The organism is Nitrobacter sp., assembly GCF_051535215.1.
GTDB lineage: Bacteria > Pseudomonadota > Alphaproteobacteria > Rhizobiales > Xanthobacteraceae > Nitrobacter.
Map to the genome: position 1 here is coordinate 131,237 of NZ_JBPPLY010000003.1, position 19,802 is coordinate 151,038.

Genomic DNA, 19,802 nt, shown 5'->3' on the forward strand with positions numbered 1-19,802 from the left:
ATGGCAGCGCCACCTATCCGCTCGGTGCGCGTTCGTCGAGGGTGTGCGTGGCGCAACCCCATTGACGGTGCCTTTCTTCGCAGGCGGCTGGAGCCCCGGGCCGACGTATTACGTGGGATGGCGCCGGTGCACATGCTGTGTTGCGGTCGATCCCGTCGTCTCCGTGAACTATTAGCGAAATGCACTCCGGCTGGCCGTGCGAGATAAACCCAGCGTCACTTGTACCGCAAGCCGTCAACCACAAACCTGCTGCCATTGACAATTTCCAAGTGGGTCGCACGTCCTGATTTGCCGACATGATCTCGTGCCGACCTGGGGGGCCGTCGGTACTTGAGGTGGCGTGATGGAGGGAGCCCCCACTGGGCAAAACGTCGGGGGGCACAGAGGCGCGACATCGAGATTGGAGCAGACCGGCTGCATTCGACCATTTATGCACTGACATGAACAGCCCGCATGAGCCGCTTGGCTGATGCAGAGAAGGGCGAACACTGACGCCGCTCTGATCTTCATAGCGCCCTTCTGATGATTTGCTTCCCCGGGTCCAGGAAGAGCGCAACCGGGGTTCGCATCATCGAGACAAGGAAGAGGGAGCCCCATCGTTCCAGGATTCGCTTCAGGAACTGACAAGCTAAAAGCTTATCAAGATACCTCGAATGTCTCATGAGCTTCGTTTTTAATCCTCATGAGAATATTGAAGTAGCTTGCTCGGTACGCGGAAGGGGGCCTTAAGCGGCACGGCAACCGTGAACTTTGCGAACGTTGTCCTCCTGAATTATTGCATTAAACCATCCAAAAAAATCTATCGGCAATCAAATTTGTTAGAATATTGAAATAAGTTATTGAAATATATGTAAGATGCCACGATCGCGCCTGAATATCATGCGCATTTGTGTTTCGTTAGGCTGGCCGCGATAGAATTCGCTCGCCCGGATTGAAGCCGCGTTCGCGTCGACATCATGGTGCCACGTAATCGGACGCGATGTGTTCCTACAGACGATGAAATCACCGATGGAAGATCGCCGCAAACATCCGCGCGTCGAGAGCGACGAACCGGCCTATATTTCAACGAGCGGACTGAGCATACGGTGCCGTCTGTTGAACGTATCAGCCGATGGGGCCGCGCTCGAAGTTCCGGACCCTTCTTTTGTCCCGTCGGATTTCCAACTTATGACCGAGCGGGACCGCGTGGTTCGGCGCTGTCGGGTGATCTGGATCAAGAAGAACCGAGTCGGCGTCTCTTTCGATCAGCCCGGCGTGGAGGGCGGCTCGATCGTGCCGGGCAGCAAGCTTTGATTTACCACCCGTTTGGCCTGCCGCGGTCTCTCCCCATTTCCGCCGTGTTTGCGCGGAGATATGTTCCCTGGCTTGATGGGAGCCCGGGCCGTATCATGCAGATCGGCGCTTGGATGCGCGGCATGGTGCTCCGGAAAAGGCCTTGGGGACGGATGGGGAAATCAGATTCGTATCGAATCGGACGTGCTGCGCACGCAATAGCGGCCGCAGGCGCATGTCTGATGCTGGCCAACTGCAGTTCATCGGGCAAACTGAGCCGGATCGATCCAAAATACGGAGTTTCGAGCAGTCCGCGCGTCGTCGCCTTTGGCGAACCGGTTCCGAAAGGCGGCGGAACTTACCGGGTTGGCAAACCTTACACAGTCGCCGGCCGCGTGTACGTCCCCGAAGAAAACACCCATTATCGTGCTGAAGGACTTGCTTCGTGGTACGGCGACGATTTCCACGGCCGCCTGACCGCCAATGGCGAAGTTTTCGACATGACTTCGCTGTCCGCCGCGCATCCGACGCTGCCCTTGCCGTGTTACGCGCGGGTGACCAACCTCGGCAACGGCAAATCCCTCGTCGTTCGTGTCAACGACCGCGGGCCGTATCATGGCAACCGGTTGATCGACGTCTCGAACAAGGCTGCCGAGTTGCTGGAGTTCAAACGAAACGGCGTCGCGCGGGTGAAGGTCGAATATGTCGGACGGGCGCCGCTCGAAGGTTCGGATGACCGGCAATTGATGGCGACCTTGCGGACCGGCGAACCGGCTCCCTCGCCATCCACGGTCAGGATTGCATCGGCGCGGCCGTTCGTGCCTGATCTTGAGTCATCCGGACGCGCGATCCGCGGCGACGTGCCGACGCCGGACGGACGGCCTTATACGCTTGGACATACCTCGATGGACGTCGCCTCGATCAACGCGACGTCCGAAATGTCGGCGTCCGGCCGCGTCCGATCACACCCGCAGGTGCGGGAAAATCCGCGGGCGGTTTCCTACGACACCAGCAGCGATGATGAGGCGAATGGTGTCCGCCCAGTCTCTGCCTATGCGCCGGTCGATTCGCGCGGACCAAGCGAACTGCTTTCGGGACGCGGACTCTACTAGGCGCCGCTTGCCCGCAAGCCTCCAGCCACTCTGACGTTCCAACGGCACCGCATGTGTTGTTCGTGACGGTGTCAACTGTTATAGCGTTTACGAGCGAAGATGTTCTCGGACTCTGACCCCGCGGATGGATACCGGTTCACGCGAAGAAGACGCGTCTGCTCAAAACCATAGACCTCCTGCTTCTGGGTCCGGTACAAGCGGAAGGCTCCGGAACGGGCTCTGCGGAACGCGGCGCATGACAACCAGATTTTTCACGCATGACAAACGCCGGGAATTCGCGTGGCGCGGTCTGACGGCCGCCATCGTCATCCTCGCGATCGGGATTGGGGGTGTTGCGCTTGCCGCCAACAACAGCGTGCAGGGCGCCAAAAAGGAAGAGGTCTTTGAGACCGGCGCACCGACCGCAATTCTGATCGAGGCCAACAGCGGCAGCGTGCTGTTCGAGAAGAACGCCGACGAACTGCGGGCGCCGTCCAGCATGATGAAACTCATGACGGTGGAGGTCGTATTCGACGCCATCAAAAAAGGCCAGATCAAGCTTACCGACGAGTTCCTCATCAGCGAGAACACCTGGCGCAAGGGCGGGGCGCCTGCCGGCGGATCGACCATGTTCGCGGCGATCAACAGTCGCGTTTCGGTCGATGATCTCCTGCATGGCGCGATCATCCAGAGCGGCAACGACTCCTGCATGGCGCTGGCGGAAGGCATCGCAAATAATGAGAGCGCCTTTGCGGAGAAAATGACGGCGCGGGCGCGGGAACTGGGCATGTCCCGCTCGACCTTCGCCAATTCCAACGGCCTTCCGGATCCCGGCAACAAGATGTCGGTTCGCGAGCTTGCGGTTCTGGCGCGCCACATCATCCTGACGTACCCGGAATTCTACAAGCTGTTCGGCGAGCGCGAATTCACCTGGAACAAGATCCGCCAGTTCAATCGCAACCCGCTTCTGACCGCAATGGAAGGGGCTGACGGTTTCAAGACCGGTTACACCAAGGAGGGCGGTTATGGCATGGTCGGCTCGGCCGTTCAGAACGGCACGCGGCTGATTGTCGTGGTGAATGGCCTGGAGAGCGCGGATGACCGCGCGTCCGCAGCCAAGAAATTGCTGGAATGGGGGTTTCGGAATTTCGAGGTCCGGACCCTGTTCGCAGCGGAACAGCCGATCGGCTATGCCAAGGTGTTCGGGGGCGACAGCGGCACTGTCGGGGTCGCGGCGTCAGAGCCGGTCCAGGTCATGGTCCAGAAGAACGGTAACGACAAACTGCTCGCACGCATCGTCTATGACGGACCGGTGCACGCGCCAGTCACGCCGGGGCAGTCCATCGGACTGGTCAAGATATGGCGCGGCAAGGAAGTCGCGGTCGAAACGCCGGTTCATGCCACGAACGCCGTGAGCGTCGGCTCGACGATGCGCCGCGCGATGGACGGCGCGATCGAGCTTGTCATCGGAATGGTGCGCTCGGGCGCCGAGAGACTCTGATGATCGAGGCCGCGGCCAATGCGGGCTCGGTGCGCGGGCGCTTCATCACCTTCGAAGGTGGCGAGGGGTCCGGCAAGTCGACGCAGATCAAGATCCTCGCCGAACGCCTGAACGCTGCGAAGCTGCGCACCATCGTCACGCGGGAACCCGGAGGCTCGCCGGGCGCCGAAATCATTCGTCACCTCGTTCTGGCCGGCATGGGAAAGCTGCTCGGTACTGACGCAGAAACCTTGCTGTTTGCGGCCGCGCGCGACGATCATGTTCATACTGTCATCAAGCCCGCGCTGGAGCAGGGCGTCTGGGTGCTCTGCGACCGGTTTGCGGATTCGACGCGCGCCTATCAGGGGCGGTTGGGACAGGTGCTGCCCGGCGTGCTGAACGCGATGGAGCGCGTCACGATCGGCGACCTCAAGCCCGACCTGACTGTGATCCTCGACATCCCGGTGGAGATCGGCATGCAGCGCGCCGCCGCGCGGCGCGGCAGCCGCGCGGCGGATCGCTTTGAGGCCGAAGACCTTGCGTTTCACCGGCAACTTGGCGACGCTTATCGGGACATCGCCGCCAGCGACCCGCAACGCTGCGTGGTGATCGATGCCAATGCCGACGTCGCAACCGTCGCCGCGGCCGTATGGACGGCGCTGCGCGATCGCGTGCTGAATCCTGCCAAAGAAGTCACACGCGCATGATCGCCCGCTCCACTTCCGCGGAGATGTCGGTCAGGCATCCGCGCGAAACCACCGCGCTTTTCGGCCACGGCGAGGCGGAGCGAACGTTGCTCGATGCCTATCGTGGCGGTCGTATTCCGCACGCGTGGCTGATCGGGGGCGCGCCCGGGATCGGCAAGGCGACACTGGCCTACCGGATGGCGCGATTTGTCCTTGCGCACGGCGATCCCGCACTGTCCGACGTGCAATCGGCGCAGACGCTCGAACTTGACCCGACGCATCCGGTTGTCCGCCATGTCGCAGCCGACACGCATGGCGGTCTCCTGACGCTGGAGCGGACTGCCAACGACAAGGGTGTGATGCGCACGGTCATCAGCGTGGAACAGACGCGGGAGACAATCGCCTTTTTCGGTTCGACCTCGGCTGTTGGCGGCTGGCGGGTGTGCATCGTCGATACCGTCGACGAGCTCAATCCCAACGCCGCCAACGCGCTGCTCAAGGTGCTCGAGGAGCCGCCGCGGCAATCACTATTCTTTCTGGTCAGCCACGCACCGGCTCGACTGCTGCCGACGATCCAGTCGCGCTGCCGCAAGCTGATGCTGCGGCCGCTTGCGACCGCCGATGTGATTCGTGCCACGGCCGAAGCAGGGCGAATCGCGCCCGACGATGCATCGTTGCGGGAAGCCGCCGACGCAGCGGAGGGAAGCGTGGCGCGGGCGCTGGCGCTGATGGGGGGCGGAGCGCTGAAGCTCCATCAGCGGACGACGGTGCTGCTGGATAGCCTTCCGCAGGTCGACCCGCGCGAACTGCACGCGCTGGGTGACGCGCTCGGCGGCAGCGATCGCGCAGCGCTCGGCGCTTTCATTGACAGCGTCGATCGGTGGATCGGCGAACGTCTTCGTGCCGGCGATGCGAACGTCAATCTTCCTCGTCTTGCACGGCTCGCGGAGGTATGGGAAAAGATCAACAACGCCGCGCGCGAGACGGAGACCTATAATCTCGAGCGGAAACCGCTGGTTTTTTCGGTGTTCGGGCTTCTGGCAGAAGCAACGCGACAATAACGCTCCGCCCAAGAGTATTTTCGATTCAGCTTGATTCATAAGGAATTTGTGGTGGCTTCCGCTAAGAAAAAAACGACAAAAAAATCCCGCGTCAAGCCGCGCAAACAGCGTCGCGTCGCAGCCGCGAAGAAGCGCGGCAAGAAGACGACCGGCGCCAGGAAGACCGGAAAATCAAAAAAGCCTGGCGCGAAGGCGAAGACAACAGCGCGCGCGCCGAAGAAGGCCAAAAAGGCGGCAAAGAAAAAGACGGTCAAGCGGACGGCAAGAAAACAGCCCACAACAAAAACCTCAAAAAAAGCCGCGACGAAAAAAAGAACCCCAAAACGAGCCGTGACAAAAAAGTCCGCGGCAAAACGGCCGGTGACGAAGCGTCCGGCGAAGGCGGCAAAACTCGCAGCGCCGGTCCCATCTGATACGGCTGTGACTCCGGCACCTTCAATCGCGCAGCCGTCGAGCGGCAATACGTTCTACATCACGACAGCCATCGTTTATCCGAACGGCGCGCCGCATATCGGTCATGCTTATGAGGCGATCGCCACGGATGCGCTGGCGCGTTTTCAGAGGCTTGATGGCAAGGACGTCTTCTTTCTGACCGGCACCGACGAGCACGGCCAGAAGATGGTGCAGACCGCGCAACGCGAAAACATATCGGCGCTTGAACTCGCTACACGGAACGCCGAATTGCTGCGCAAGCTCGACGAGACGCTAAACATCTCGTTCGATCGGTTTATCCGCACCTCGGAATCCGCACATCATCGCTCGGTCCAGGAAATCTGGAAGCGCATGGCGGCAAACGGCGACATCTATCTGTCGAACTACGCCGGCTGGTACTCTGTGCGCGACGAAGCCTATTACGCCGAGGACGAGACCGTCGTCGGCGAAGACAATGTGCGGCGCGGCCCACAGGGCACTCCGGTCGAGTGGGTGGAGGAAAAGAGCTATTTCTTCAAGCTGTCGTCCTATCACGACAGGCTGCTCGCGCTGTACGAAAGCCAGCCGGATTTCATAGGCCCGGATTCCCGCCGCAACGAAGTCGTCAGTTTCGTGAAGGGCGGGCTGAAGGATCTCTCGATCTCGCGCACGACCTTCGACTGGGGCATCAAGGTGCCGGACGATCCCGAGCACGTCATGTATGTCTGGGTCGATGCGCTGACGAACTACATCACCGGCGTCGGTTTTCCGGACGAGAACGCCAGAAACTGGCGCTACTGGCCTGCCGACGTTCACATCATCGGCAAGGACATCATCCGCTTTCATGCCGTGTACTGGCCGGCTTTTCTGATGTCGGCGGGCATCCCACTGCAGAAGCGTGTTTATGCCCACGGCTTTCTGTTCAATCGCGGAGAGAAGATGTCGAAGTCGGTCGGCAACGTCGTCGATCCCTTCAATCTCGCCGCGCAATACGGCGTCGATCAGGTGCGCTACTTCTTCCTGCGCGAAGTGCCGTTCGGACAGGACGGAAGCTACAATCACGAGGCGATCGTGGCGCGCATCAATGCCGACCTCGCCAACGACTTCGGCAACCTTGCGCAGCGTTCCTTGTCGATGATCGCCAAGCAGCACGAGGGCGTGCTGCCCGAGCCCGGAGATTTCAGCGACGCCGACAAGGCGATCCTTGCGCAGGCCGATGGAATGATCGCGCTCGCGCGAGAAGCGATGAGCACTCAGCAGATTCATCAGGCGCTCAACGCGATCTGGGCCGTCGTCGCCGAAGCCAACCGCTATTTCGCCGGCGAGGCGCCCTGGGTGCTGGCCAAGACCGATCCGGCACGGCAGAAGACGGTGCTCTACGTCACCGCCGAAGTGGTGCGCCAGATCGCGATCCTCGCTCAGCCCGCGATGCCGGCCGCATCCGCCAAGATGCTCGACATTCTCGGCATTCCCGCGAACGAACGAAATTTTGCAATGCTCGGCGGCCACGTCCGCATCAGGCCGGGCACGACATTGCCGCCGCCGGTCCCCGTGTTTCCCCGCTATGTTGAACCGTCCGAGACCTGACCGCAAACCAGATGCTTGTCGACAGTCATTGCCATCTCGATTTTCCTGATTTCGCCGATGAGCTCGACGCCGTTGTCGCGCGGGCGGAAGCGGCGGGGGTGGGGCGCATGGTGACGATCTCCACTCGCGTAAGGGAACACGCAAAACTGCTCGCGATCACCGAGCGGTTTTCGAATGTCTACTGTTCGGTCGGCACACATCCCCATCACGCCGATGAAGAGGACGGCATCACGCCGGACGAACTCGCCGTACAGACGCAACATCCGAAAGTCGTGGCGCTGGGGGAGGCGGGGCTTGATTATTTCTACGAGCACGGCTCGCCCGAGGCACAGGCGCGGGGATTCCGTGCTCACATCGCCGCCGCCCGCGCCACCGGTTTGCCGCTGGTCATCCATACCCGCGAGGCGGATGGGGATTGCGGACGCATTCTCGACGATGAAATGGCGAAGGGGCCGTTTCGCGGCGTGCTGCATTGCTATACCGGGGGCCGCGAACTCGCGATAAAGGCCGTTGGGCTTGGGCTATATATCGGTTTCACCGGAATTCTGACGTTCAAGAAATCCGATACGCTGCGAGCGCTCGCTGCTGAATTGCCCGGGGAGCGCATTCTGGTCGAGACCGACGCGCCATATCTTGCGCCCGGCAAATTTCGCGGCAAGCGCAACGAACCCTCCTATGTCGTGGAGACCGCCAGGGTGCTGGCCGACGTTCGCGGCGTTTCGCTCGAGGAAATGTCGCGGCAGACCACGGAGAATTTCTTCCGGCTGTTTTCAAAAGTGCCGCGTGGGGAGGTAATCGCATGACGGTGACGCTGACCATTCTCGGCTGCGGATCGTCGGCCGGCGTACCGCGTCCTGCGCTCGGCTGGGGCGCCTGCGATCCCACCAATCCGAGAAACCGCCGACGTCGCTGCTCACTGTTGGTGGAGCGCGCATCGGAACAGGGGACAACGCGTGTCCTGATCGATACGTCGCCGGATTTGCGCGAGCAGTTGATCGACGTCAACGTCGATCACATCGATGCGGTGTTTCTCACGCACGAGCATGCCGACCAGACGCATGGAATCGACGACCTGCGCTCGATCGTGCTGCATCAGGGCCAGCGGATTCCGGTGTATCTCAATCAGTCGACATCCAAGGAAATCCTGGCGCGCTTCTCCTACTGTTTCGTGTCGCCCGAGGGCAGCGGCTATCCGCCCATCCTGGACAGCCTCTCCATCGAGGCAGGCGAAAGCCAGGCGATCGACGGCAAGGGCGGCACCCTCACGCTGTTGGCTTTTCACGTGCAGCACGGCAACATTCCAGCGCTCGGTTACCGGATCGGCAACGCTGCCTATACGCCCGACGTGCACGACATTCCGCATGAAAGCTGGCAGGCGCTGCAAGGTCTCGATCTGTGGATCATCGACGCATTGCGATACGCGCAGCATCCCAGCCATTTCAGCGTCGCGGACGCACTGTCGTGGATTGATCGATTCAAGCCCAAGCGCGCCGTCATCACCAACATGCACGCCGATCTGGACTACGAGGTGTTGCGCCACGAGTTGCCGGAAAATGTCGTGCCGGCCTATGACGGGATGCGGCTTCAGATCGGCGACCCCGGCCTTATCTCGACGCTCGAATAGCAGGGCAAACGGCTTAAGCCGAGATCGCCTTCGCCGAATTGACCTGACTTCTCAGCAGGAATTTCTGGATCTTTCCAGTCGAGGTTTTCGGGATCGTCCCGAACACCACGGCCTTCGGCGTCTTGAATCCCGGTATGTGCTCGCGGCAAAAGGCGATGATATCTGCCTCGGTCGCGTGCGCGCCGTCTTTCAGTTCGATGAAGGCGCAAGGCACCTCGCCCCACTTGGCGTCCGGTTTGGCGACCACGGCGGCAAACAGCACGGCAGGGTGCTTGTACAGGATGTCTTCCACCTCGAGCGAGGAAACGTTCTCACCTCCGGAAATGATGATGTCCTTGGAGCGATCCTTGATGATGACGTAGCCGTCCTCATCGAGCACGCCGAGATCGCCGGTATGAAACCATCCGCCCGCGAAGGCTTCTCTGGTCGCCTTCTCGTTCTTGAGGTATCCCTTCATCACGATGTTGCCGCGGAACATGACCTCGCCGACGGTCTCGCCGTCGCGCGGCACCTCGCGCATGGTCTCCGGGTCAAGGACGGTGATGGCTTCCTCGAGCGGGTAAGGAACACCCTGCCGTCGCTTGAACTGGGCGCGCTGATCGCCGGGGAGGTCGTCCCAACCCGGCTGTTCGGCACAGACCGCGGCGGGACCGTACGTTTCCGTCAGCCCATAGACATGGGTGAGCTTGATGCCGATGCTTTCCGCACCCTCGAGCACGGCGACGGGGGGCGCAGCGCCGGCGATTAGCCCGACGACCGACCGGGCGGCTTTGCCCTTGGGCGCGCCGGGCGCGTTGATCAGGGTGTTGTAGACGATCGGCGCGCCGCACATGTGGGTGACGCTGTGCTTCGGAATCAGTTCGAAAATCCTGGCAGGATCGACCTTGCGCAAGCACACGTTTACGCCCGCCGCTGCGGCAACGCTCCACGTGAAGCACCAGCCGTTGCAGTGGAACATGGGCAGGGTCCAGAGATAGGACGGATGCTGCCCCAGTCCACCAGCCAGGATATTGCTGACGGCATTGAGGTAAGCGCCGCGATGGTGCGTAACGACGCCTTTCGGATTGCCGGTGGTGCCGGAGGTGTAGCTCAGCGCGATCGCATCCCACTCGTCCTGCGGCGGCACGGCGATGAAATCCGGATCGCCCGCGGCGACGGCCGCCTCATATTCGATTTCGCCGATGCGCTCGCCTCCCGAAAAAGCCGCGTCATCGACGTCGATGACGAAGGGTTTAGGGCCGGTCATCAGCGCCAGCGCCGCGGCGATGACGGCGGAGAACTCCGGGTCGACCAGAATGACCTTGGCGCCGCCATGATCCAGCATGAAGGCGAGGGAGGCCGCCTCAAGACGGATATTGAGCGTGTTGAGTATGGCGCCGGTCATCGGCACGGCGAAATGAACCTCGTTCATCGCGGGGATGTTCGGCAACATCACCGCCACGGTATCGCCGCGCCCGATTCCCCGTCCTGCGAGATACGATGCAAAGCGCCGGCAGCGGGCATAGGTCTCAGCCCAGGTGAAGATGCGTCCCTCGTAGACTGTGCTCGGCAGGCGGGGATACACCGACGCGCTTCGCTCAAGGAAGCTCAGCGGCGACAGCGGCACGAAGTTGGCGGGGTTTTTGTCCAGACCAATACTGTATTGATTTTCGACCATATCTTTTACCCTTCAGTGCCTTGCGAAGGATTTTTTATTTTCTGCTCTATCTATATCAGAAAACAGAGACGGAAGGCTGACCAACTCTCTGGTATTTATTTCAGAAATCCAATTGAAATCCATGGGAATGCGGCCACGGCGATCAAGCCGATCAACAATGCCAGCATGTAACCCCAGATCGGCCTGATCCCATCGGCAGGATCGACGCGACCGATGGCGCAGGCGGCATAATACCCTACGCCAAAAGGCGGCGCGAACAGGCCCATGCCCATGGCCAGGATAATGACCATTGCGTAGTGGACCTCGTGAATCCCGACGGCCCTGGCGATGGGAAACAGCAGCGGGCCGAACAGAACGACCGCTGGAATACCTTCGAGAACGCTGCCGAGAACGGTGAAGGCGACGATCGAGACGGCAATGAAGCTGACGCCGCCACCGGGCAGGCCGGTCATCGTGGCCGCGAGCGTCCGGGAAAAGCCGGACTGGGTCAGTCCCCACGCCATGCCGGTTGCCGTTCCGATGATGAGCAGGATCGCACCCGACAGGGAGGCAGTTTCAATCAGCATCGGCAGCAATCTTCGCCAGTCGAACCGACGGTAGAGCAACAGGCCGGCGAAAACGGCATAGACGATACCGATGGTCGAGACCTCTGTTGCGGTCGCGATTCCCTCGACGACGGCAGCGCGGATCACGAACGGCAGCGCCAGCGCGGGCAGGGCGACGACAAACGTCCGTGCGATCTCGCCGGCCCCGGTCTTTTCAATGTGGCTCAGGTCGTCGCCACGGTGCCGCCACCACACCAGCGCCGACAATGTGACCGCCAGCACAGCGCCCGGAAGCAATCCGCCGGTGAACAGCGCCGCGATCGAGACGCCGGTCACCGAACCGATCGTGATCAACACCAGACTCGGCGGAATGGTTTCGGTCTGGGCGCCGGTGGCCGCGAGCAGGGCGACGAGGTCGCCCGGTTCGGCGCCGCGCTTCTTCATCTCCGGAAACAGCACGGGAGCCACGGCCGCCATGTCCGCCGCCTTGGCACCGGAAATGCCTGACACCAGATACATCGCGCCGATCAGCACATAGTGAAGACCGCCGCGAATATGACCGAGCAGGCTGGCAAGAAACGCCACCATGGCGCGCGCCATCCCGGTCATTTCGATCAGCAGGCCGAGGAAGACGAACAGCGGGACGGCGAGCAGGATGAGATGGCTCATGCCCTCGTCCATCCGTCCGACCAACACTATCAGCGGCGTCCGCGTGGTCAGCGAAAGATATCCGTAGATCGCAAGGCCAAATCCGAAGGCGATCGGCACGCCCGCGAATACGCAGAGTCCGGCCACGCCGACGAAAAAGATCACCAGGTTCACGTTGCCTAATGGCAACAACCACGGCTGCATTAGCCGGAATGCGGAAATCACGACGATGACGGTCGCGGCGGCGCCGAGCAGGGTCCGCATATTGCAAATGCGCACGAGCCGTAGCAGCGCAAAGGCAGCCATCAGGCCGATGCCCACCGGCAGCGCCGCCGCGCGCCACACGTTGGAAATCTGCAATGCCGGCGTGGTGATGAAGCTTTCCTCATAGGCATAATCCCACGACGGCCGGACTATCAGGATCAAAAAGGCGAGGGCCGCACAGACAGCGACTGCGTCAAGGAAGGCGCGTTGTGCGGGGCGAGCCTGCGCGACCAACGCGGTCATGCGCATGTGCTCGCCGCGACGGAATGCCGTGACCGCGCCCAGCATCGCCAGCCACAGGAACAGGATCGACGCCAGTTCATCGGACCAGATGAGGGGCCGGTGAAGCAGGTAGCGAGAAACCACGCCTGCGAACAATACGACGATTTCCGCAACGACGAGCGCGGCGGCCGGCACTTCGACGAGATATCCGAGACATGCGTCGAGCGACGCGGCCAGCGAGCGCCGGCGCGCAAAATCCGGCGTTTCCCCGTCCGCCGTCGCTTCCGTGCCTTCGGCGCGAGCCATTTTGACTCCCTTGCGTCCGAGGCCGGCTTTTATACGAGCTTGCCTACCGATTTCTCCAGCAACGACCACGCCTGATCGCCGTACTTGCCTTTCCATTCGGAATAGAAACCGGCGGATTGCAGCTTGTCGCGGAACGGGCCGGGTTCAGGCTGATTGAAGATCAGCCCCTTGGCGGCGAGGTCGGCACGGACCGTCGCATTCAGCTTCTCGATATCCTCGCGTTCCTTGACCGCCGCTGCATTGATGTTTCTCGCGACGATAGCGCGGATGTCGACCGGAAGCGCCTCCCATGCGCGGCGATTGGCCAGGAACCAGAAGCCGTCCCACATATGATTGGTCAGCGAGCAGTATTTTTGCACCTCATAAAGTTTGGCGACCGCGATCAGCGCGAGCGGATTTTCCTGACCTTCGACGATCTTCGTCTGCAAGGCCGAATAGACCTCGTTGAAATTGATCGAGGCGGGCGAAGCATCGAGCGCCTTGAACATCGAGGTCCAGAGCGGCGAAACCGGCACGCGTATCTTGAATCCCTTGAAGTCGCCCGGCCCGTTGATCGGCCTGATCGACGACGTGGTCTGCCGGAATCCGTTGTCCCAGATCTTGTCCATCACGACGAGATTGGACTTGGTGATTTCGCCGCGGATATATGCGCCGAGTTCGCCATCCATCGCTTTCCAAACCGTCGCGTAATCTGGAAATGCAAAACCGATGCCGTTGATCGATGCTGTCGGCACCAACGCGGCCAGGATCAGGCCCGACAAGGTGAAAAACTCAACGCCGCCAGAACGTATCTGACTGAGCGCATCGGTATCGGAACCGAGCTGATTGCTGGGAAAAATCTGCAAATCGACCCGTCCGTCGGTCTCGGTCCTGATCGCAGCCGCCATTTCCTTGGCGCGGATGTTCAGCGGATGCGACTCCGGCAGATTGTTTGCGTATTTGTAAGAAAACTCAGCCTTCTGTGCGCGTGCCACAAATGGCGCGCCGACGCTGCCCAGGATGACCGTCGCCGCCGACGCTTTCAGCACTGTACGACGCGAAAAGCCCATCTGAACCGTCTCCCTGACGTTTGTTGTTGTGCAGTACAAGTCCACGATGCAAAGCGCCGTGTCTGGTCATCACTTCGCGATTCTCACGTCAAACTCTTCGCGCAATTCCCGCCGATCGCGCGGTCACGATCTCCGTGCGGAGTTCATTCTGCAAGCGCTATTTCGAGCAAGGAACTGAATCGATTGCAGCACGGTTTGCAAAAAACTCCGCTAAGCCGTTGGGATCTAGTGCAATAAATATTCCATAATATACCTTATGCGAATTACAGGAAGGATTGCAGCGATAGGTAGGAAGCCTGTAGGCGGTTGGCTTGCCGAGGGTTGCCTGACTTCTTTATTGGACATTTCAAGGGCGAAGCCGGTCTGATTGCTGCGCTGATCGCGAACTATCCATCCTGCCGCCCCGACGACGACGCGGTTGCGGACAGATCGTTCGCAGGCGCCGGGTCGGAGTCTTTCCGGAACAGAATATACAACGCCGGCAATACCAGCAGCGTCAGGATGGTCGACGAGACGATACCGCCGATCACGACGGTTGCCAGGGGTCGCTGTACTTCGGCGCCCGCGCCGGTCGCGATTGCCATCGGCACGAACCCAAGGGATGCGACCAGCGCCGTCATCAGGACTGGTCGCAGCCGCGTCGAGGCGCCCTGATAAACCGCATCGAACACCGACATTCCTTCACGCCGCAACCGTTCGATGAAAGAAATGATGACGATGCCGTTCAGGACGGCGACGCCTGACAGCGCGATGAAGCCAACGCCGGCGCTGATGGACAGCGGGATGCCGCGCAGCAGCAGCGCCAGAACGCCGCCGGTGAGGGCCAGCGGCACGCCGCTGAACACCAGGAACGCATCGGCGAGCGATCCAAAACTCATGAATAAAAGCAACAGGACGAGCGCCAGCGCAACCGGCACCACAATCGTCAAGCGTTTGGTTGCCGAGACGAGTTGTTCGAACTGCCCTCCCCAGCCGATCCAATAGCCGGGCGGCAGCCTGACTTTCTCCGCGACTGCGCGCTGCGCGTCGGCCACGAACGATCCGAGGTCCCGTTCGCGAACGTTGGCGGTGACGACGATGCGACGTTTGCCGTTTTCGCGGCTGATCTGGTTGGGACCCGGCGCGACTTCGACGGTTGCCACCGACGAAAGCGGCACGTAGCGCATCTGGAGCGCAGTTGATGCCGACCATGCGACCGCCGTTCTCTCCGCGACTGCGTTCTCGGTCGGAGGCAGCGGAATGGAAATGGCGCGGATCGCCTCCAGACGGCCTCGCAGGTTTTCAGGAAGGCGGACCACGATGTCGAAACGCCGGTCGCCATCGAACAGCTTGCCGGCGCTCTTGCCGCCGATCGCAATCTCCACGACGTTCTGGACATCAGCGGTGTTGAGGCCATAGCGCGACAACGCACCGCGGTCGAGCCTGACGGTCAGGATTGGAAGCCCCGCGACCTGCTCGACCTTGACGTCGGTCGCGCCAGGAATAGTCGTGATCGCGGATTGCACCTGTTTCGCCGCGCCCTGGAGAATGTCCAGATCGTCGCCGAAGATTTTGATGCCGACGTCGCTGCGTACGCCTGAAATCAGTTCGTTGACGCGCAACTGGATCGGTTGGGAAATTTCATATGCGCTGCCGGGAATCTCGTTCGCGGCTCTTTCGAGTTCCTCCACCAGTTCGGACTTGGGCTTCGACGGATCTGGCCATTCCTCGCGCGGTTTCAGCATGACGTAGCCGTCGGACATCGATGGCGGCATCGCATCGGTGGCGATCTCGGCGGTGCCGGTCCGCGCGAAGAAATCCTTCACTTCCGGAATTTTCCTGATCCGGTTCTCCAGCGCCATCTGGAGATCGAGCGACTGCGTCAGACTGGTCCCGGGTATCCGGATCGCGGCGATGGCGACGTCTCCCTCGTCGAGCGATGGAATGAATTCACCGCCCATGCGCATCGCGGCGACGCCGCTCGCCAGCACCATGACGACAGCGCCCGACACCACCAGACGCCGATGACGCATCGCGCCTTCGAGCAGCGGCAGGTAGGCCTGCTTTGCCCCGCGCATGAAGAGGTTCTCCTTTTCGGAAACTCTTCCGGTCATCACAATCGCAACGGCCGCAGGGACGAAAGTAACGGAGAAAATTGCGGCGCCCAGCAACGCCATCAGCACGGTGAGCGCCATCGGTGTGAACATCTTGCCTTCGACACCGGTGAGCGTCAGCACCGGCAGGTACACGACCGCTATGATCGCGATGCCGAACAGGCTGGGTTTGATCACCTCGCGGGACCCGTCGAGAATCGTCCGCAGACGTTCGTCGAGCGACAGAAGCCGCCCCACCCTGCGCTGCTCCCCGGCAAGAAGCCGCATGCAGTTCTCCACGATGATCACCGCGCCGTCGACGATGATGCCGAAGTCGATGGCACCGAGGCTCATCAGGTTTGCGCTGACTCTCGTCTCGGCCATCCCGGTGATCGTGAAGAGCATCGCCAGCGGGATTACGCATGCCGTCACGATTGCCGCGCGGATGTTTCCGAGAATGAGAAACAACACCGCAATGACGAGAAGCGCGCCTTCGATCAGGTTTTTCTGCACGGTTCTGATGGTCGCGTCGACCAGGTCGGTCCGGTCATAAACGGTCCGCGCGATCACGCCGTCGGGAAGTGATCGTGCGATCTCGCCGAGCCTGGCCGCGACGCGGTTCGCAACAGCGCGGCTGTTCTCGCCGATCAGCAGCATCGCCGTGCCGAGAACGGTCTCCTTGCCGTCCAGCGTGGCGGCTCCTGTCCGCAGGTCCTTGCCCTCCCGCACGTCGGCCACGTCGCGGATGCGGACGGGAATGCCGGCGCGTGATCCGATGACGATGTCCTGGATCTCGGTGATATTGGCGACCTGCCCCGGCGTGCGAACGAGATATTGTTCGCCGTTACGCTCGATATAGCCCGCGCCAACGTTTGCGTTATTGGCCGCGAGAGCCGTCATCACGTCGCGGAATCCCAGATTGTAGGCCATCAGCCGACCCGGATCCGGCAACACATGAAACTGGCGTTCGTATCCGCCGATGGTGTTGACCTCGATTATGCCGGGAACGGTGCGCAGTTGCGGCTTGATGATCCAGTCCTGAATCGTGCGCAGCTCGCTCGGCGTGTATTCACTGCCGCCGGGCGCCCTCGCGCCTTGCCGGGCCTCAACGGTGTACATGAAAATCTCACCGAGCCCGGTCGACACCGGCCCCATCGCGACCTCGACACCGGGAGGCAACTGGTCCTTCACCTGCTGGATGCGCTCGTTGACAAGCTGCCGTGCGAAGTAGATGTCGGTGCCATCGAGAAAGACGACCGTGACCTGGCTCAAGCCGTAGCGCGAACTCGATCGCGTATAGTCAAGCTTTGGAAGACCAGCCATCGCTGTCTCGACCGGAAACGTGATGCGCTGTTCGGTTTCCAGCGGGGAGTAGCCCGGCGCGCGCGTATTGATCTGCACCTGGACATTGGTGATGTCCGGCACGGCATCGATCGGCAGGCGGGTGAAATTCCAGGCTCCGACGGCTCCAACGCCAAGGGCAAACAGGATCACCAGCCAGCGCTGGCGGATTGAAAAAGCGAGGACGGCATCAATCATGCTCGGCCTCGCCTTTACCCATTTCCGCTTTTACGACGAAGCTGTTTTCGGCGACGTAGGGTTCTCCCGCCGAAAGCCCCGCACGGATCTCCACGAATTTCGCATCGGATTCTCCAAGTTCGACCGGACGAGCCTCGATCTTGTCCCCGCCTTCCCGTACAAACACGACCGTCTTGTTTTCCAGCGTCTGTATCGCACCCACGCGAACGGCAACTGGCACGTCGCGTTTCGCCAGCACAAGCCGCGCGGTGACGAACAGTCCCGGACGCAGGCGTCCACTGGTATTTGCCAGAACGATCCGGGCGATAGCCGTCTGCGTATCGCTCGATCCGACCGGCGCGACGTAGGAAATGTGACCCTTGATGTCCGCGCCGCCGTCGTCCGGGTCGATCAGCACTTCGTCTCCGTTGCGGACACGATTCAGATCCTGACGGTAGATCGACAGGTCGACCCAGATCGTCGACAGGTCGGCGACGACAAAGGACGGCTTCTGTTCCGAAGCATATTCGCCGAGCGAGATCTGGCGGTCGATCACGGTGCCGCTGATCGGTGCTTTCAGGTCATAGACGGTGAGACTCTGGTTGCTTTCAACCGACGCAAGCTGATCGTTTTTGGCGACCGTATCGCCAATCCGTTTGCTGATCGAGCGAACGATGCCCGGGAAACGCGGCGTCACCTGAACCACCGCCTCCTGGTTGGCGCGCAGCACGCCGTTGAAGGACAGTGTATCGCTGAGCGTGGCCTTACCCGCCTTGGCGAGCACCGCACCGGCAGCCGCGAGCTTGACGTCGCTGATCAGAATGCGGTCGGCACCGTGCTCGTCCTGCTCGACATGGCCATTTGCGGCTTTCTCACTCTGATGGCTGGTCCGCGCAACCGGCGCAGCGGGTTTCGTCAGCCCCATCATGCGATAGCCGATGGCTGCGACCGCGAGAGCCGCAACAGCGGCAATAATTATCGACAGCATCTTCATCTTGCGCTCTCCCGTGTCAGCGCAAATGGATTGCCTACCAGTCCCTCGATGGTGGCGACAGCAATATGGAAATTCTGCTGGGCCTCCTGTTCGCGCAGGCGCGCCTGCGTGACGCTTGCTTGCGCATCGAGCACTTCGAGCAGCGTGAAGCGTCCCTGCCCGTATCCCTCGAAGATGGCGTCGGCTGCCTGTCTCGATTTCGGGATCGCCACATCGCGCAGCACTTTCAACTCGCGCAACGAGCCCTGCAGCGAATCGTAGGCGCGGCCGGCGAGCACGATGAGCGTGTTGCGATTGGCTTCGCGCTCCGCCCTCGTCTTTGCGAGACTTTCCTGAGCGGACAGGATGTTGCCCTGGTTCTGGTCGAAAACCGGAATGGGAACCGACAACGAGAGCCTGACAGCATCGTCGCCGGTCGCGTCGTAATGACGCCAGCCGGCGCTCAGGCGAACGTCCGGATAGGGCTTCAACCGGGCGAGCAGCAGTTCGGCGTTGCGCTGCGCGTAGACGGCGGTCCAGCGCATCAGTTGCGGATTCGAATCGATCGCGGTGACGACGACCTGAAAGGACGGAGGCCGCCCCAGATCATCCAGCCGCCCGGAAACCGCCGAGAATTTCGCAGCGATGTCACCCATCAGCACCGCCAGTTCGCGCCGGGCGCTGGCGAGGGTCGAACTGACTCGCTCGCGATCCGCCTTCACCAGTGCGGACGCGACTTCCGCCCGGCCGACTTCGGCGGGTGACGAAGCGCCGGCGTCTACCCGCCGGTGCAGCAATGGCGTCAGCTTGTCGATTGCGGCGATCTGCTCGTCCAGAATTCGGATCCGACGTTGTGCACCGAGGACACTCAGGAAGGCGACGGCCGTCTCCGACAGAACTTCGAGACGCACGGCTTTGCGCTGGATGGCAGCGGCCTCGATGCCGGCCTGTCCGACGGCAATTCGCGCATCGCGCTTGCCGAAAAGTTCAAAGAGCTGGCTGATCTGGAGCGTGCTCTCCGCCGATTTCGTCCCGCGATAACGCCCTGAGCCGAACGAGTTGTCCTGCTCATAGGACACTTCGGGATTGATCAGCGCGCCAGCCTGAATGCGCTGGCCAGTTGCGATTCCGACATCGCGCTCGGCGGCGGTCAGGCGCGGATTGGCGGCAAGCGCGCGTTGAAGCGCGGTCTTCAGCGTGAGCGTTTGCGAATGCGACGGCACCATCAGCCACGGGCTGATCAACAGTGTCATCGCCCCCGCAAGACGCGCGACGGATTTCGATAGCATGGAAGATCCTGACGAACGGCGGAATCAGGGCGTCAATGCGCCCGCGA

General features: G+C 61.4%; 15 protein-coding genes. 8 read left to right on the forward strand and 7 right to left on the reverse strand.

The genetic code is table 11. The annotated features are described in order from the left end of the window. Nucleotides 1-1,008: 1,008 nt before the first annotated feature. From ACS3WB_RS05060 to ACS3WB_RS05080, 5 genes are all read left to right on the forward strand, one after another. On the forward strand, nt 1,009-1,293 hold the full coding sequence (locus ACS3WB_RS05060) for a PilZ domain-containing protein (protein WP_438274477.1): 285 nt from the start codon (nt 1,009-1,011) through the stop codon (nt 1,291-1,293). Nucleotides 1,294-1,445: 152 nt separating this feature from the next. After that, entirely contained in the window at nt 1,446-2,384 is a 939-nt protein-coding gene (locus ACS3WB_RS05065) for a septal ring lytic transglycosylase RlpA family protein (RefSeq protein ID WP_438274478.1), read from the forward strand. A 235-nt stretch (nt 2,385-2,619) separates the two neighbouring features. After that, a complete protein-coding gene (locus ACS3WB_RS05070) occupies nt 2,620-3,864 on the forward strand; it encodes a D-alanyl-D-alanine carboxypeptidase family protein (protein WP_438274479.1) in 1,245 nt (414 codons plus the stop codon). Next, nucleotides 3,864-4,550 (forward strand): dTMP kinase, encoded by a 687-nt coding sequence (tmk, locus tag ACS3WB_RS05075; protein WP_438274480.1) that lies wholly within the window; start codon nt 3,864-3,866, stop codon nt 4,548-4,550. Before ACS3WB_RS05070 ends, tmk begins: the two co-directional genes overlap by 1 nt. Continuing rightward, nucleotides 4,547-5,590, forward strand: coding sequence for a DNA polymerase III subunit delta' (locus ACS3WB_RS05080; RefSeq protein WP_438274481.1), 1,044 nt, complete (start codon nt 4,547-4,549; stop codon nt 5,588-5,590). The genes tmk and ACS3WB_RS05080 overlap by 4 nt, the downstream gene beginning before the upstream one ends. 35 nt (nt 5,591-5,625) lie before the next feature. Here ACS3WB_RS05080 and ACS3WB_RS05085 read toward each other — a convergent pair whose 3' ends face one another. After that, entirely contained in the window at nt 5,626-6,051 is a 426-nt protein-coding gene (locus tag ACS3WB_RS05085; protein ID WP_438274482.1) for a hypothetical protein, read from the reverse strand. Between ACS3WB_RS05085 and metG the strand changes: the two genes are divergently transcribed. Genes metG through ACS3WB_RS05100 form a run of 3 tightly spaced genes read left to right on the forward strand, consistent with a single transcriptional unit; the run spans nt 6,011 to nt 9,212 of the window. Further along, a complete protein-coding gene (gene metG / locus ACS3WB_RS05090; RefSeq protein WP_438274483.1) occupies nt 6,011-7,588 on the forward strand; it encodes a methionine--tRNA ligase in 1,578 nt (525 codons plus the stop codon). The two genes, ACS3WB_RS05085 and metG, sit on opposite strands and share 41 nt — an antisense overlap. A gap of 11 nt (nt 7,589-7,599) precedes the next feature. Then, nucleotides 7,600-8,391 (forward strand): TatD family hydrolase, encoded by a 792-nt coding sequence (locus ACS3WB_RS05095; protein WP_438274484.1) that lies wholly within the window; start codon nt 7,600-7,602, stop codon nt 8,389-8,391. Continuing rightward, the gene (locus ACS3WB_RS05100) at nt 8,388-9,212 is read left to right on the forward strand and encodes an MBL fold metallo-hydrolase (protein ID WP_438274485.1); all 825 of its coding nucleotides are present in this window, start codon (nt 8,388-8,390) and stop codon (nt 9,210-9,212) included. The genes ACS3WB_RS05095 and ACS3WB_RS05100 overlap by 4 nt, the downstream gene beginning before the upstream one ends. Before the next feature lie 13 nt (nt 9,213-9,225). Here the strand turns inward: ACS3WB_RS05100 and ACS3WB_RS05105 are convergent, their stop codons facing one another. The 6 genes from ACS3WB_RS05105 to ihpA all read right to left on the reverse strand — a co-directional run bounded on the left by ACS3WB_RS05105 (nt 9,226) and on the right by ihpA (nt 19,755). Next, nucleotides 9,226-10,869, reverse strand: a complete 1,644-nt coding sequence (locus ACS3WB_RS05105; RefSeq protein ID WP_438274486.1) for an acyl-CoA synthetase — start codon at nt 10,867-10,869, stop codon at nt 9,226-9,228. Nucleotides 10,870-10,964: 95 nt separating this feature from the next. Beyond that, entirely contained in the window at nt 10,965-12,854 is a 1,890-nt protein-coding gene (locus ACS3WB_RS05110; RefSeq protein WP_438274487.1) for a TRAP transporter large permease, read from the reverse strand. Between the two features lie 29 nt (nt 12,855-12,883). Next, entirely contained in the window at nt 12,884-13,903 is a 1,020-nt protein-coding gene (locus ACS3WB_RS05115) for a TRAP transporter substrate-binding protein (protein ID WP_438274488.1), read from the reverse strand. A gap of 386 nt (nt 13,904-14,289) precedes the next feature. Beyond that, entirely contained in the window at nt 14,290-17,514 is a 3,225-nt protein-coding gene (locus ACS3WB_RS05120; protein WP_438274489.1) for an efflux RND transporter permease subunit, read from the reverse strand. Then, nucleotides 17,507-18,487, reverse strand: coding sequence for a divalent metal ion exporter adaptor subunit IhpB (ihpB, locus tag ACS3WB_RS05125; protein ID WP_438274490.1), 981 nt, complete (start codon nt 18,485-18,487; stop codon nt 17,507-17,509). The genes ACS3WB_RS05120 and ihpB overlap by 8 nt, the downstream gene beginning before the upstream one ends. Next, nucleotides 18,484-19,755 carry a divalent metal ion exporter subunit IhpA gene (gene ihpA / locus ACS3WB_RS05130; protein WP_438274491.1) on the reverse strand — a complete coding sequence of 424 codons (1,272 nt, stop codon included), beginning with the start codon at nt 19,753-19,755 and terminating at the stop codon, nt 18,484-18,486. Before ihpA ends, ihpB begins: the two co-directional genes overlap by 4 nt. Between the last annotated feature and the right edge of the window lie 47 nt (nt 19,756-19,802).

Coding starts and splice junctions, on each gene's coding strand:
- ACS3WB_RS05120 (WP_438274489.1), bottom strand. CDS start 17,514: ATGATTGATGCCGTCCTCGCTTTTTCAATCCGCCAGCGCTGGCTGGTG.
- ACS3WB_RS05060 (WP_438274477.1), top strand. CDS start 1,009: ATGGAAGATCGCCGCAAACATCCGCGCGTCGAGAGCGACGAACCGGCC.
- ACS3WB_RS05105 (WP_438274486.1), bottom strand. CDS start 10,869: ATGGTCGAAAATCAATACAGTATTGGTCTGGACAAAAACCCCGCCAAC.
- ACS3WB_RS05110 (WP_438274487.1), bottom strand. CDS start 12,854: ATGGCTCGCGCCGAAGGCACGGAAGCGACGGCGGACGGGGAAACGCCG.
- ihpA (WP_438274491.1), bottom strand. CDS start 19,755: ATGCTATCGAAATCCGTCGCGCGTCTTGCGGGGGCGATGACACTGTTG.
- ACS3WB_RS05115 (WP_438274488.1), bottom strand. CDS start 13,903: ATGGGCTTTTCGCGTCGTACAGTGCTGAAAGCGTCGGCGGCGACGGTC.
- ACS3WB_RS05100 (WP_438274485.1), top strand. CDS start 8,388: ATGACGGTGACGCTGACCATTCTCGGCTGCGGATCGTCGGCCGGCGTA.
- ACS3WB_RS05080 (WP_438274481.1), top strand. CDS start 4,547: ATGATCGCCCGCTCCACTTCCGCGGAGATGTCGGTCAGGCATCCGCGC.
- ihpB (WP_438274490.1), bottom strand. CDS start 18,487: ATGAAGATGCTGTCGATAATTATTGCCGCTGTTGCGGCTCTCGCGGTC.
- ACS3WB_RS05070 (WP_438274479.1), top strand. CDS start 2,620: ATGACAACCAGATTTTTCACGCATGACAAACGCCGGGAATTCGCGTGG.
- ACS3WB_RS05095 (WP_438274484.1), top strand. CDS start 7,600: ATGCTTGTCGACAGTCATTGCCATCTCGATTTTCCTGATTTCGCCGAT.
- ACS3WB_RS05065 (WP_438274478.1), top strand. CDS start 1,446: ATGGGGAAATCAGATTCGTATCGAATCGGACGTGCTGCGCACGCAATA.
- tmk (WP_438274480.1), top strand. CDS start 3,864: ATGATCGAGGCCGCGGCCAATGCGGGCTCGGTGCGCGGGCGCTTCATC.